Annotated in this window: 15 protein-coding genes; 6 read left to right on the forward strand and 9 right to left on the reverse strand. The window is 72.7% G+C overall.

Translation table 11 applies throughout. The features are described 5' to 3' along the window. Positions 1–7: 7 nt before the first annotated feature. From ACGFT1_RS11495 to ACGFT1_RS11505, 3 genes are read left to right on the forward strand one after another with little or no spacing between them, the layout of a single operon-like run. On the forward strand, positions 8–1,297 hold the full coding sequence (locus ACGFT1_RS11495) for a magnesium transporter MgtE N-terminal domain-containing protein (RefSeq protein ID WP_373908790.1): 1,290 nt from the start codon (positions 8–10) through the stop codon (positions 1,295–1,297). Further along, entirely contained in the window at positions 1,287–1,892 is a 606-nt protein-coding gene (locus ACGFT1_RS11500) for a DUF1003 domain-containing protein (protein WP_373908791.1), read from the forward strand. The genes ACGFT1_RS11495 and ACGFT1_RS11500 overlap by 11 nt, the downstream gene beginning before the upstream one ends. A 43-nt stretch (positions 1,893–1,935) precedes the next feature. Further along, on the forward strand, positions 1,936–3,069 hold the full coding sequence (locus ACGFT1_RS11505) for an Mrp/NBP35 family ATP-binding protein (RefSeq protein WP_373908792.1): 1,134 nt from the start codon (positions 1,936–1,938) through the stop codon (positions 3,067–3,069). 77 nt (positions 3,070–3,146) lie between these two features. Here the strand turns inward: ACGFT1_RS11505 and ACGFT1_RS11510 are convergent, their stop codons facing one another. From ACGFT1_RS11510 to sigE, 4 genes are all read right to left on the reverse strand, one after another. After that, positions 3,147–3,812: a hypothetical protein gene (locus ACGFT1_RS11510; RefSeq protein ID WP_373908793.1), complete on the reverse strand. Its 666-nt coding sequence runs from the start codon at positions 3,810–3,812 to the stop codon at positions 3,147–3,149. Between the two features lie 241 nt (positions 3,813–4,053). Then, entirely contained in the window at positions 4,054–4,506 is a 453-nt protein-coding gene (locus ACGFT1_RS11515; RefSeq protein WP_373908794.1) for a sec-independent translocase, read from the reverse strand. 113 nt (positions 4,507–4,619) lie between these two features. After that, entirely contained in the window at positions 4,620–5,666 is a 1,047-nt protein-coding gene (locus ACGFT1_RS11520) for a zf-HC2 domain-containing protein (protein ID WP_373908795.1), read from the reverse strand. Further along, positions 5,663–6,373 carry an RNA polymerase sigma factor SigE gene (gene sigE / locus ACGFT1_RS11525; RefSeq protein WP_361988464.1) on the reverse strand — a complete coding sequence of 237 codons (711 nt, stop codon included), beginning with the start codon at positions 6,371–6,373 and terminating at the stop codon, positions 5,663–5,665. The genes ACGFT1_RS11520 and sigE overlap by 4 nt, the downstream gene beginning before the upstream one ends. A 235-nt stretch (positions 6,374–6,608) precedes the next feature. Between sigE and ACGFT1_RS11530 the strand changes: the two genes are divergently transcribed. Then, on the forward strand, positions 6,609–7,304 hold the full coding sequence (locus ACGFT1_RS11530; RefSeq protein WP_373909208.1) for an O-methyltransferase: 696 nt from the start codon (positions 6,609–6,611) through the stop codon (positions 7,302–7,304). Positions 7,305–7,452: 148 nt separating this feature from the next. Here the strand turns inward: ACGFT1_RS11530 and ACGFT1_RS11535 are convergent, their stop codons facing one another. Further along, positions 7,453–7,620 (reverse strand): DUF3117 domain-containing protein, encoded by a 168-nt coding sequence (locus ACGFT1_RS11535; RefSeq protein ID WP_018544333.1) that lies wholly within the window; start codon positions 7,618–7,620, stop codon positions 7,453–7,455. Between the two features lie 374 nt (positions 7,621–7,994). Between ACGFT1_RS11535 and ACGFT1_RS11540 the strand changes: the two genes are divergently transcribed. Further along, entirely contained in the window at positions 7,995–8,798 is an 804-nt protein-coding gene (locus tag ACGFT1_RS11540; RefSeq protein WP_373908796.1) for an enoyl-CoA hydratase/isomerase family protein, read from the forward strand. Between the two features lie 21 nt (positions 8,799–8,819). Here the strand turns inward: ACGFT1_RS11540 and ACGFT1_RS11545 are convergent, their stop codons facing one another. Both ACGFT1_RS11545 and ACGFT1_RS11550 read right to left on the reverse strand, forming a co-directional pair. Beyond that, on the reverse strand, positions 8,820–9,407 hold the full coding sequence (locus tag ACGFT1_RS11545; RefSeq protein ID WP_373908797.1) for a DNA-3-methyladenine glycosylase I: 588 nt from the start codon (positions 9,405–9,407) through the stop codon (positions 8,820–8,822). Beyond that, positions 9,404–9,760, reverse strand: coding sequence for a DivIVA domain-containing protein (locus tag ACGFT1_RS11550; protein WP_373908798.1), 357 nt, complete (start codon positions 9,758–9,760; stop codon positions 9,404–9,406). Before ACGFT1_RS11550 ends, ACGFT1_RS11545 begins: the two co-directional genes overlap by 4 nt. Before the next feature lie 137 nt (positions 9,761–9,897). Between ACGFT1_RS11550 and folP the strand changes: the two genes are divergently transcribed. Next, on the forward strand, positions 9,898–10,758 hold the full coding sequence (folP, locus tag ACGFT1_RS11555) for a dihydropteroate synthase (RefSeq protein ID WP_373908799.1): 861 nt from the start codon (positions 9,898–9,900) through the stop codon (positions 10,756–10,758). Positions 10,759–10,835: 77 nt separating this feature from the next. Here folP and ACGFT1_RS11560 read toward each other — a convergent pair whose 3' ends face one another. Together ACGFT1_RS11560 and dapE are read right to left on the reverse strand one after the other, a co-directional pair. After that, complete coding sequence (locus tag ACGFT1_RS11560) at positions 10,836–11,594, reverse strand: TIGR00730 family Rossman fold protein (RefSeq protein ID WP_373908800.1); 759 nt, start codon at positions 11,592–11,594, stop codon at positions 10,836–10,838. 93 nt (positions 11,595–11,687) lie between these two features. Then, entirely contained in the window at positions 11,688–12,767 is a 1,080-nt protein-coding gene (gene dapE, locus ACGFT1_RS11565; RefSeq protein ID WP_373908801.1) for a succinyl-diaminopimelate desuccinylase, read from the reverse strand. Positions 12,768–12,790 lie beyond the last annotated feature (23 nt).

The following is a 12,790-nucleotide window of genomic DNA, read 5'->3' on the forward strand; positions in this document are numbered from 1 at the left end:
CAGAGCCATGGCAGCCGGCGCCCCCCGGATCTTCGTCTCGCACATCGCCGGGGTCCCCGTCTTCGATCCGGCCGGCGACCAGGTGGGCCGCGTCCGCGACCTGGTCGTCATGCTGCGCGTCGGCAGACGGCCCCCGCGCGTCCTCGGGCTGGTCGTCGAGCTGTCCACCCGGCGCCGCATCTTCCTGCCCATGACCCGGATCACCGGCGTCGAGTCCGGTCAGGTCATCACCACCGGCGTGCTCAACGTCCGCCGCTTCGAGCAGCGGCCCACCGAGCGGCTGGTCTTCGGCGAGCTGCTGGACCGGCGCGTGACCCTGGTGGAGACCGGTGAGGAGGTCACCGTCCTGGACGTGTCCGTGCAGCAGCTGCCCGCCCGCCGGGACTGGGAGGTCGACCGGGTCTTCGTGCGCAAGGGACGCAAGGCCGGGGCGTTCCGGCGGGCCAAGGGCGAGACGCTGACCGCCGAGTGGTCGGCCGTCACCGGGTTCTCCCTGGAGGAGCACGGGCAGGGCGCCGAGAGCCTGCTCGCCACCTTCGAGCAGTTGCGCCCCGCCGACCTCGCCAACGTCCTGCACCACCTGTCCTCGAAGCGGCGCGCCGAGGTCGCGGCCGCCCTGGACGACGACCGGCTCGCCGACGTCCTGGAGGAGCTGCCCGAGGACGACCAGATCGAGATCCTCGGCAAGCTGAAGGAGGAGCGCGCGGCGGACGTGCTGGAGGCGATGGACCCCGACGACGCGGCCGACCTGCTCTCGGAACTGCCCGAGGAGGACAAGGAACGGCTGCTGAGCCTGATGAAGCCCGCCGACGCGGCCGACGTGCGGCGCCTGATGTCGTACGAGGAGCACACGGCCGGTGGTCTGATGACCACCGAACCGATCGTGCTGCGCCCGGACGCCACCGTCGCCGACGCGCTCGCCCGGGTCCGCAACCCGGACCTCTCCCCCGCCCTCGCCGCCCAGGTCTACGTCTGCCGCCCGCCGGACGAGACCCCGACCGGCAAGTACCTGGGTACGGTGCACTTCCAGCGGCTGCTGCGCGACCCCCCGTACACGCTGGTCAGCTCGCTGGTCGACGACGACCTCCAGCCGCTGGCCCCGGGGGCCGCGCTGCCGGTCATCGCCGGGTTCTTCGCCACGTACGACATGGTGGCCGCGCCCGTCGTGGACGAGTCCGGCTCGCTGCTCGGCGCGGTGACCGTCGACGACGTACTGGACCACATGCTGCCCGACGACTGGCGGGAGACGGAGTTCCACCTGGACGAGGGAGAGGAGGCGCCCACGCATGGCTCCTGAGCGCGAGACCGGGACCCGCGAGCGTCATCCGGCGGGCGCCACGGCCGCCGGCCGGCCCCGCGGTGCCCGGCTGGACCAGCCGCGCACGCCGCGCCACCGGATGCTGCCCGAGTGGGACCCGGAGGCCTTCGGCCGGCTGTCGGAGCGGATCGCCCGGTTCCTGGGCACGGGACGCTTCATCGTCTGGATGACGATCGTCATCATCGCGTGGGTCGTGTGGAACATCTCCGCGCCCGCCCATCTGCGTTTCGACAACTACCCGTTCATCTTCCTGACGCTGATGCTGTCGCTCCAGGCGTCGTACGCGGCCCCGCTGATCCTGCTGGCGCAGAACAGGCAGGACGACCGCGACCGGGTCAACCTGGAGCAGGACCGCAAGCAGAACGAGCGGTCCATCGCCGACACCGAGTACCTGACCCGGGAGGTGGCCGCGCTGCGCATGGGACTCGGCGAGGTCGCCACCCGGGACTGGATCCGCTCGGAGCTCCAGGACCTGGTGAAGGAGCTGGAGGAGCGCAGACGCCACGACAGTCATGTCGTATTCCCGGCAGAGCGGGCGGAACGGTCGCCGGGACGTGACGCAGACGACCGCTGAGGGGCTACCCGCTGGCCCCTCGGCGCGCCGTACCATCGTCCTTATGGCTACGGAAGACGCGGTGCGCGAGGCACTGGCGACGGTGAACGACCCCGAGATCAACCGCCCGATCACCGAACTGGGGATGGTCAAGTCGGTGGAGATCGGCGCGGACGGAGCGGTCGCGGTCACCGTGTACCTGACCGTGTCCGGCTGCCCGATGCGCGAGACCATCACGCAGCGCGTCACCGAGGCGGTCTCCCGGGTCGAAGGGGTCACGCGCGTCGGCGTCACCCTCGACGTGATGAGCGACGAGCAGCGCAAGGAGCTGGCGAACGCCCTGCGCGGCGGCCAGACCGAGCGGGAGGTGCCCTTCGCCAAGCCGGGCAGCCTCACCCGGGTCTACGCGGTCGCCTCCGGCAAGGGCGGCGTCGGCAAGTCCTCCGTGACGGTCAACCTGGCGGCGGCGATGGCGGCCGACGGCCTCAAGGTGGGTGTGGTCGACGCCGACATCTACGGCCACAGCGTGCCGCGCATGCTGGGCGCCGACGGCCGTCCCACCCAGGTCGAGAACATGATCATGCCGCCGTCGGCGAACGGCGTGAAGGTCATCTCGATCGGCATGTTCACCCCGGGCAACGCCCCCGTCGTCTGGCGCGGCCCGATGCTGCACCGCGCGCTCCAGCAGTTCCTCGCGGACGTCTACTGGGGCGACCTCGACGTGCTCCTGCTCGACCTCCCGCCGGGCACCGGTGACATCGCGATCTCCGTTGCGCAGCTGGTCCCCAATGCCGAGATCCTGGTGGTGACGACCCCGCAGCAGGCGGCGGCCGAGGTGGCCGAGCGCGCGGGCTCCATCGCCGTGCAGACCCACCAGAAGATCGTCGGCGTGGTCGAGAACATGTCCGGCCTGCCCTGCCCGCACTGCGGCGAGATGGTCGACGTCTTCGGCACGGGCGGCGGCCAGCGGGTCGCCGACGGCCTCACCCGGACGACGGGCACGGCCGTGCCCGTCCTCGGCAGCATCCCGATCGACGTCCGCCTCCGCGAGGGCGGCGACGAGGGCAAGCCGGTGGTCCTGACCGACCCCGCCTCGCCGGCGGGCAGCGCGCTGCGGGCCATCGCCGGGAAGCTGGGCGGCAGGCAGCGCGGGTTGTCGGGCCTCTCCCTGGGCATCACGCCGAAGAACAAGTTCTGACGGCTCCCGCCGGCGGACGGCGGGCTTCCATGTGCTCCACGGCGTGAGGGGCGCCGGTTCCGGCCGGCGCCCCTTCGTCATGCGTAGGCGCCGATGTCCTTCACCGCCGCGAAGCCGAGTCCGTACGCGCTCATCCCCCGCCCGTACGCGCCCAGATGGACGCCCGCGCCGGTCGTGCCGGCCAGCACCCAGCCGAACTCCGACTCCCGGTAGCAGAACGAGGCCGCGACCCCGTCCACCGGCAGGGAGAGTCTGGACCACTCCGGTCCGTCGATGTCGTCTGCCAGAGCCCACGCGGTCTCGGTCTGCTGGTCCAGCCAGTCGTCCCGCAGGGTGTGGTCCATCTGCCCGGGCCAGGTGAAGGACAGCAGCCCCACCCCGGCCAGCCACGCCGCCGAGGACACCGACGTGGCCTCCAGCAGCCCCGTGCCGTCGGCGCTGCGCCGGGAGGGCTGCGCGGCGACGGTCACCACGACCGCGAACTTCTCCCGCATGTCACCGGCTGAACCGGAATCACCGCGCACGGACGGCTCGTCGCCGTGCCCGATCGAACCGTGCTCGACGGCGCCGTCGGCCGCCGTGCCGACCTGCATCAGCCAGCGCGGTCCCGTGAACGCCTCGTCGAGGCCGTACCACGGGAAGGGCGCCCGCAGGTAGCCGTCGACCGTACGCCAGGCGGAGGGGAGCTGCTGTCCGCCCTCCGCGGCCGGCGGCTGCGCGCCCACCCGACTCGTCATCTCCATCTGCCCGGACGCCTCCTCGCTCTCGTCGGACCGGGGTCGCCCGCCCCCCTTCGGGCGTACGCGTCCGGTCCGCACAACAACTCGGCAGCATATCCACACCGCTGACGGCGACAGGGCAGGCGCCGGTCGCGTGGGTCGCGTGGACGGCCTGTTCAGGCCGTGTGCGACGGGTGTGCTTTATGAAACGCGTCACGTGCGCGGGATGCCTCCGCATGCGCGTGTCGGCGCGGGGAGGCGGTCGTCAGGTGGCGTCCGCGTCGAAGACCGGGCGTTCGTCCGCGCCGGCCACCTCGGGCTTCTTGGTCATGTCGATGCGCCCACCGGACGACCCGGAGGAGGACGACGGGGACGGCGTGGTGGACGAGCTGCTGTCGTGGCCGTTCACCGCGTCCGTGACCTCGGCCATCTCCTTCTTCAGGTCGAAGCCGTTGCGGATCTCCTTCAGCCCCAGGTCCTCGTTGTCCAGCTGCTTGCGGAGGTAGGTCTTGGGGTTGAGGTCCTCGAACTCGAAGTCCTTGAACTCGGGGCCCAGTTCCTGTCGGATGTCGTGCTTGGCACTCTCCGAGAACTCGCGGATCTTCCGGATCGTGCGCGTCACGTCCTGGATGACCTTGGGGAGCTTGTCCGGACCGAAGACGAGCACGGCGAGCACGATGATCGTGACCAGCTCGAGTGGTCCTATGTCATTGAACACCTGACGCTCCTTGCGATGTCCTCGGTCGCTCAACGGTACCCGGCGTTCCTGCCGGACCGGTACCGCTGCGAGGTGAGACTTCGGTCAGTTCCGTGCCGGGGCACGAGGACCGGTCAGGGCGAGGGGCGGGGCCCGACGGGGAAGGCGGACGGCGTGGCGGGAGTCGCGGAAGCGGTGTCGGGAGCGTCGGCGTCGGCGGTGGACAGCGGGCCGGAGCCCGTGGCCCCGAGCGGAGCCGACCGGTCGACGAGCGGGAGGCCGGGAAAGCCCGTGGTCCGGTCCAGCGGGCGTATCAGCGGGGACACGGCGGCCGCGCCGGCCAGCACCGGCGCCGTCAGATTCCCCGCCGTACCGGTCCTGGCCCGCGCCGGACCGGGGGTCGGCAGTCCGGGCAGCAGCGGCGCGGACAGGGAGGTCGGGGCCGCCGGGGCCGGTGCGAGCAGGGCACCGCTCTGGGCGAAGAGCGGTCCCAGCGGGCGGCGGCGCTGGCTGTCCGGCGTGGCCGCGCCCGCACCCGCACCGGTGCCCGCCGAGCGGGCCGGGGTCACGCTGCCGGTGCCGGGGCCGCCGCGGGCGTCCGTGGTCAGGTCGCCGGGGACGGCGGTGGTCACGCCACCGAGGGCGACGGCGGCGAGCGACACCGCGCCGGCGGCGGCGAACGCGAACCGCAGCCCGCGCGAGGCCGGGCGGCCGTCGTCGGGGCGGCCGACGGGATGGACGCGGAAGCCGCGGTCCACGGGGGCGGCGACGCGGTCCTCGGGGGCGGGCGGCCGGCCGTGGGGGCGGGCGGGGGCGTACCCGAACGGGAGGTGCTCGCCGCGCCTCACACCGAAGGCTCCGGCGCCGGGGCCCGCTCCGTGGCGTCCGCCCCCGGGGGACGGCATGCCGCCGCCGTCCCCGTCACCTCCCCCGGGGAGGCCCTGGAGCCGGGCCAGGAAGCTCGCCGAGGGCGGGGGCGGGGCCGCCTGCGCGAACACGTTCTTCAGGGCGCGCTGGGCGTCCGCCTCCGCCTTGCACCGGGCGCAGGTGGCCAGGTGGGCGAGGACCCGCTCACGCGTCTCATGACCCAGCTCGCCGTCCACCAGGGCGGAGAGCCGGTCTCCCAAATGCTGCTCTGCGAGGTGCGGCTCCCCGACAGGCTTCGGCCGAGATCCACTCACGCGGTCGCGCCCCCTCCTCCCAGAGCGGGGACCCGGGCCCGGAACGAGCGCCGCTCGGCCGCGCGGGCCTCCGGGGAGCGGTGCGCGAGGGCCTTGCGGAGCTGGGACCGGCCGCGGTGGATACGGGAGCGGACCGTGCCGAGCTTGACGCCCAGGGTGGCGGCGATCTCCTCGTAGGACAGCCCCTCGATGTCGCACAGGACGACGGCGGCCCGGAACTCGGGTGCGAGGGTGTCCAGGGCCTGCTGGACGTCGGCGTCGAAGTGGGCGTCGTTGAAGAGCTGCTGCGGGTTGGGCTCGCGGCTGGCCAGGCGCTCGGCCGCGTCCTCGCCGAGGGCGTCGAAGCGGATGCGCTGCTTGCGCCGCACCATGTCCAGGAAGAGGTTGGTGGTGATGCGGTGCAGCCAGCCCTCGAAGGTGCCCGGCGAGTACGTCGACAGGGAGCGGAAGACGCGGACGAAGACCTCCTGGGTGAGGTCCTCGGCGTCGTGCTGATTACCCGTCAGGCGGTAGGCCAGCCGGTAGACGCGGCCGCTGTGCGTGCTGACGATCTCGTCCCACGTGGGCGGGGTCCACGCCTGCCCGTCCGCGTCGGTGGCGAAGGTGGCGGTCTGGGTCCTGCCCGCGGCGGGACCGGAGGCGTGGCTGTCAGCGGTGTCGGTCACGGATTTCGGCCTGCCCGCCGACCCTAGGAAGCGCCGCAGCACTCCGGCCCGGTCCCCGGGTGCGGCCGCACCTCCCCTGTCGGCTCTGGTGGTGTCCAGTGGAGCCCCTACCATAGCCACCTCGCCCGTTAGCTCCGGATAAGCGGTTTTACGAGAATTTGATACACGCTGATACGGCTCATACTGCTGCGTCAGCAGTTGCTCGGCCTCCTGCGCCATCTCTGCCCCCCGTCACATCCCCGGCCACCGTCTCCTCCCTGTAAACGCCCGGTCCCATCTGCGGGTTCCCGACGCCAACGGATACAGTCACGCCCAGGCAACCAGGGGACAGGAGAGGGTCATTACCGGCAACCGGCAGACGAGCTGGGCGTTCGCCGACGCCTTTGTCGCCGAGGACGAAGCGCTGCGCTGGGCCCGTGACCGGGCCCGCGAGGCAGGGCTGCGCTCGGTGTCGCCGGCCACGGGCGCCGCGCTCGGACTGCTCGCCGCCTCGGTGGACGCGAAGGCGGTCGCGGAGATCGGCACGGGCTGCGGAGTGTCCGGACTGCACCTGCTGCACGGGATGCGGCCGGACGGGGTGCTCACGACGGTGGATCCGGAGCCGGAGCACCAGCAGTTCGCGCGGCAGGCCTTCCGCATCTGCGGTTTCGCCAGCAACCGGGCCCGCTTCATCCCCGGGCCCGCCCTGGACGTCCTGCCGCGCCTCGCGGACGCCGGCTACGACCTGGTCTTCTGCGACGGGGACCGGCTGGAGTATCTGGACTATCTCGCTGAATCGTTGCGTCTGCTGCGCCCCGGCGGCCTGGTGGTCTTCGAGGGCGTCTTCGCCAACGGCCGCACCGTCGACTCGGGGCCGCAGCCGACCGAGGTGCTGCGGCTGCGGGAACTGCTGCGCGCGGTGCGGGAGAGCACGGAGCTGATCCCCTCGCTGCTGCCGGTGGGCGACGGACTGCTCTGCGCGGTCAAGCGGTGAGCGGCACGGCCCGGCTCCTGAGCCCTCCCCGCGTAAGGCGCCGCCGCGGCCGCCCCGGGCGGTGGACCGCAGGTGGAAGCCCCGGAACGCGGCTGCCCCGACACCGCGTACGATGCCGGGGCAGCCGGAAGGACTGATCGCTGGGACCTCAGACGACGACCTTCTTGAGGGCGTCTCCGAGCGCCTCGGCTTCGTCAGGGGTCAGCTCGACGACGAGTCGACCGCCGCCTTCGAGCGGAACGCGCATGACGATGCCCCGCCCCTCCTTGGTCACCTCGAGCGGGCCATCACCCGTCCGCGGCTTCATGGCCGCCATGCTCGTTCCCCTTCCTGAAACCAGCTCATCGTCTGCCGGTGCCTCCCGGAGGGAGGCACCCGCCGTCCGGAACGGACACGCGACACCGGCATCGAACACATTGCTTCCAGGCCATTATCCCGCATGGCAGGACCCGATGACCAACATCGGTCGGCATCGCTTGGGCAACGCGCGCGAGCAAAACCACTCAATTCGGCGATGTGACTGCGATACTGCGCCATCGCACGGACCTCCGCCGGCCGGCTCCGCCCTGTTTTTCTTTGACGCAGGTCACACGTCCGGTCCGGCGCCCGGGCGGCGATCTCCGTCATGCTGTCCTCATACGCGGGCGTACTGAGCGGTACGTCACCAGCCGCGACACCGGAGGGGACCCCATGGCCGACACCGTGCTCTACGAGGTGAGCGACGGACTCGCGACGATCACGCTGAACCGCCCGGAGGCGATGAACGCGCTGAACATCGCGACGAAGACCGCCCTCAGGGAGGCGGCGGAATCCGCGGCCTCGGACACGGCCGTACGGGCGATCCTGCTGACCGCCGCCGGGGATCGGGCGTTCTGCGTGGGCCAGGACCTCAAGGAGCACATCGGGCTGCTGGCCAGTGACCGGGAGACCGGGGCGGGGCAGACGATGAGCACGGTCAGGGAGCACTACAACCCGATCGTGCGGGCCCTGACCGGGGCACCGAAGCCGGTGGTCGCGGCGGTGAACGGCGTCGCGGCCGGCGCCGGGTTCGGTTTCGCGCTCGCCGCGGACCACCGGGTGGTGGCCGACACGGCCGCGTTCAACACGTCGTTCGCCGGCGTGGCGCTGACCGCCGACTCCGGGATCTCCTGGACGCTGCCCCGGGTGATCGGCCCGAGCCGCGCCGCCGACCTGCTGCTCTTCCCGCGCAGCATCAGCGCCCAGGAGGCGCTGGAGCTGGGCATCGCCAACCGGGTCGTCCCCGCCGCCGAGCTGCGCGCCGAGGCGGAGCGGACGGCGCGGGCGCTGGCCGGGGGGCCGACGGTGGCGTACGCGGCGATCAAGGAGGCGGTGGCGTACGGGCTGACGCATTCGCTGGCCGAGACGCTGGAGAAGGAGGACGAGCTCCAGACCCGGGCCGGCCGCTCCGAGGACCACGCCATCGCCGTACAGGCCTTCGTGAACAAGGAGCGCCCGAAGTACCTCGGCCGGTAGCCGGCGGCGGTCCCGCGCCCCTCAGCGGGCGCCCCTGGCCACGCACGTCTCCAGGTGGTCGTCGACCAGGCCGCACGCCTGCATCAGGGCGTACGCCGTCGTCGGGCCGACGAACCTGAGGCCGCGCTTCTTCAGCGCCTTGGACAGGGCCGTGGACTCCGGGGTGATCGCGGGGACGTCGGCGAGGGTCCTGGGGGCCGGGCGGTCGGCCGGGTCGGGGGCGTGGGACCACACGAGGTCGTCCAGCTCGCCCTCCGGCCAGTCGGCGAGGACGCGCGCGTTGGCGAGGGTCGCGTCGACCTTGGCACGGTTGCGGATGATGCCGGGGTCGGCCAGCAGCCGCGCGCGGTCCTCGTCGGTGAAGGCGGCGACCTTCTCGATGCCGAAGTCGGCGAAGGCCGCGCGGAACCCCGGGCGGCGGCGCAGGATCGTGATCCAGGACAGGCCCGACTGGAAGGCCTCCAGGCTGATCCGCTCGAAGAGGGCGTCGTCGCCGTGGACCGGGCGGCCCCACTCCTCGTCGTGGTAGGAGACGTAGTCCTCGGTGGACAGGGCCCACGGGCAGCGCAGCGCGCCGTCCGGCCCGGCCAGGGCGGCTCCGGCGGTCATCGCTGCTCCTCCCCCTCGCCGTTGCTGTCGGTGCGGGCGTGCGCGGCGGCGGCTCTCGCGCCGGCCAGCGCGGACTCCAGGTCGGCGATACGGGCGTCCCGCTCGGCCAGTTCGGCGGCGAGGCGGCCGAGCGCGTCGTCGACGTCCGCCATGCGGTAGCCGCGCGGGGTGACCGGGAAGCGCAGGGTCTCCACGTCCGCGCGGCCCACCGGGCGGTCCGCGGGCAGCGGGTCGCACAGCCGCTCCGGCGCCGCCTCGGGCAGCGGGCCGCTCTCTCCGCCGCCCACCACGGCCAGGGACACCGCGGCGACCACGACGGCCAGCGCGACGACCAGGAACAAGAACATCACCATCGCGAGGGGTCCCCACGCTCGTTACCGGACGCTGTGCCGGAAGCTGAATGTGTCAGGGTCCGATCGTGCCATGCGCGCCCGGCGGTTAGGGTCGCAGGCGGCCGTACTGCGGGACGTACTAGGAGAGGGCACAGCGGATGCTCAGGCTGGGCAGGCGGGAATTCGGACCGCACGAGCCGGTGATCATGGCGATCGTGAACCGGACACCGGATTCCTTCTACGACCGCGGAGCCACCTTCCGCGACGAACCGGCCCTCGCGCGCGTGGAGCAGGCGGTGGCCGAGGGCGCCGCGATCATCGACATCGGCGGGGTCAAGGCGGGGCCCGGCGAGGAGGTCACGGCCGAGGAGGAGGCGCGGCGCACGGTCGGTTTCGTGGCGGAGGTACGGCGCCGCTTCCCGGACGTGGTCATCAGCGTCGACACCTGGCGGGCCGAGGTCGGCGAGGCGGTGTGCGAGGCGGGCGCCGATCTGCTCAACGACGCGTGGGGCGGGGTCGACCCGGGGCTCGCGGAGGTGGCGGCGCGCTACGGGGCCGGGCTGGTGTGCACGCACGCGGGCGGGGCGGAGCCGCGCACGCGTCCGCACCGGGTGACCTACGACGACGTCGTGGCCGACATCCTGGCGGTGACGCTGGGGCTGGCCGAGCGGGCGGTGGCGCTGGGGGTGCCGCGGGAGTCGGTGCTGATCGATCCCGGGCACGACTTCGGCAAGAACACGCGGCACAGTCTGGAGGCGACGCGGCGGCTGGACGAGATGGTCGCCACGGGGTGGCCGGTGCTGGTGTCGCTGTCCAACAAGGACTTCGTCGGCGAGTCGCTGGACCGGCCGGTGAAGGAGCGGCTGATCGGCACGCTGGCGACGACCGCGGTGTCCGCGTGGCTCGGGGCGCAGGTGTACCGGGTCCACGAGGTCGCCGAGACGCGTCAGGTACTGGACATGGTGGCATCCATCGCCGGCCACCGGCCACCGGCGGTGGCCCGCCGGGGCCTGGCGTAGCCCCACGGGCACCGCCCCGCCCCCGGGCCCGCCCGGAAGAGCGGGCCCGGAGCGGGGCGCCGGCCGGGGGGCCGCCCTCAGCGACCCGCCTCCTTCGAGACGAGGCCCACCGCCTCCTCCACGTCGTCCGTCACGTGGAACAGCATCAGGTCCTTCTCCGCGGCCTTCCCCTGGGCGACCAGGGTGTTGTTCAGCCAGTCGAGCAGGCCGCCCCAGTACGCGCTGCCGAAGAGGACGATCGGGAAGCGGGTGACCTTCTGGGTCTGGACCAGGGTGAGGGCCTCGAAGAGTTCGTCGAGGGTGCCCAGGCCGCCGGGGAGGACCACGAAGCCCTGCGCGTACTTCACGAACATCATCTTGCGGACGAAGAAGTAGCGGAAGTTCAGGCCGATGTCGACATAGGGGTTCAGCCCCTGCTCGAAGGGGAGTTCGATGCCGAGGCCGACCGAGACGCCGCCCGCCTCGCACGCGCCCTTGTTGGCCGCCTCCATAGCGCCCGGGCCGCCGCCGGTGATGACCGCCCAGCCGGCCTCCACCAGCCCTCGGCCGAGCCGGACGCCCGCCTCGTACTCCGGCGAGTCCACCGCCGTCCGCGCCGAGCCGAACACGCTGATGGCGGGCGGGAGTTCGGCGAGGGTACCGAAGCCCTCGATGAACTCCGACTGGATGCGCAGCACGCGCCAGGGGTCGGTGTGCACCCAGTCCGTCGGAGCGCGCTCGTCCAGCAGGCGCTGGTCGGTCGTGCTGGCCGTCACCTGTCCGCGCCGGCGGAGGACCGGTCCGAGCCGCTGCTCGTCCGGCGGCACCTTCTTCCCCTCGGGGTTACCGGTAGGCATGTGGGCTCCCTCCGCTTGCGGGTAGTTCGGTCCCAGCGTAGATCCACACCGGTTACGACGGGGGGACATGCGCATGTCCGGCACGCGTGCCTGCTACGCGGTGAGCCAGTTCCGCAGCCGTTCCTCACCCGCGAGGATCTTGGCCGTCTCGACCCGCTCGTCCCGCTTGTGCGCCAAGTGGGGGTTCCCGGGGCCGTAGTTGACCGCGGGGATGCCGAGCGCGGAGAAGCGGGACACGTCCGTCCAGCCGTACTTGGGCCGCGGGAGGCCGCCCACCGCCTCGATGAAGGCCGCCGCGGCCGGGTGGGACAGGCCGGGCAGCGCGCCGCCGCTGTGGTCGTCCACCACGAACTCCGCGACCCCGCAGTCCGCGAACACCTCGTGGACGTGCGCGATCGCCTCCTCCTCGGTGCGGTCGGGGGCGTAGCGGAAGTTGACGGTGACCACGCACTCGTCGGGGATGACGTTGCCGGCCACTCCCCCGCTGATCCCCACCGCGTTCAGTCCCTCGCGGTACTCCAGGCCGTCGATCACCGGCCGGCGGGGCTCGTAGGACGCCAGCCGGGCCAGGACGGGGGCCGCCGCGTGGACGGCGTTGGAGCCCATCCAGCCGCGCGCCGAGTGCGCCCGCTCGCCCGTGGTCCTCAGCAGCATCCGCAGTGTGCCCTGGCAGCCGCCCTCGACCTCCCCGTCGGAGGGCTCCAGCAGGACCGCGAAGTCGCCCTGGAGCCACTCGGGACGGGCCTCGGCGACGTGCTTGAGGCCGTTGAGGTCGGCGGCGACCTCCTCGTTGTCGTAGAAGACGAAGGTCAGGTCGCGGTTGGGGGCGGGGACCGTGGCCGCGATGCGCAGCTGGACCGCCACGCCCGACTTCATGTCGCAGGTGCCGCAGCCCCACAGCACGCCGTCCTCGTCGAGCCGCGAGGGCACGTTGCCGGCGATCGGGACGGTGTCGATGTGGCCGGCCAGGATGACACGCTCGGCCCGGCCCAGGTCCGTACGGGCGATCACGTTGTTGCCGTGGCGGTCGACCGTCAGGTGCGGCAGCGCGCGCAGGGCGGCCTCGATCGCGTCCGCGAGCGGCTTCTCGGTGCCGCTCTCCGAGGGGAGGTCCACGAGCCGCGCGGTGAGCGCGGCGGCGTCCAGCGTGAGGTCAAGTGAGGTGTCGGCCATGGCCACGACCCTAGCGCGCCGGT

It is taken from the genome of Streptomyces sp. Y20 (assembly GCF_043195475.1).
In the GTDB taxonomy this organism is placed as follows: Bacteria; Actinomycetota; Actinomycetes; order Streptomycetales; family Streptomycetaceae; genus Streptomyces.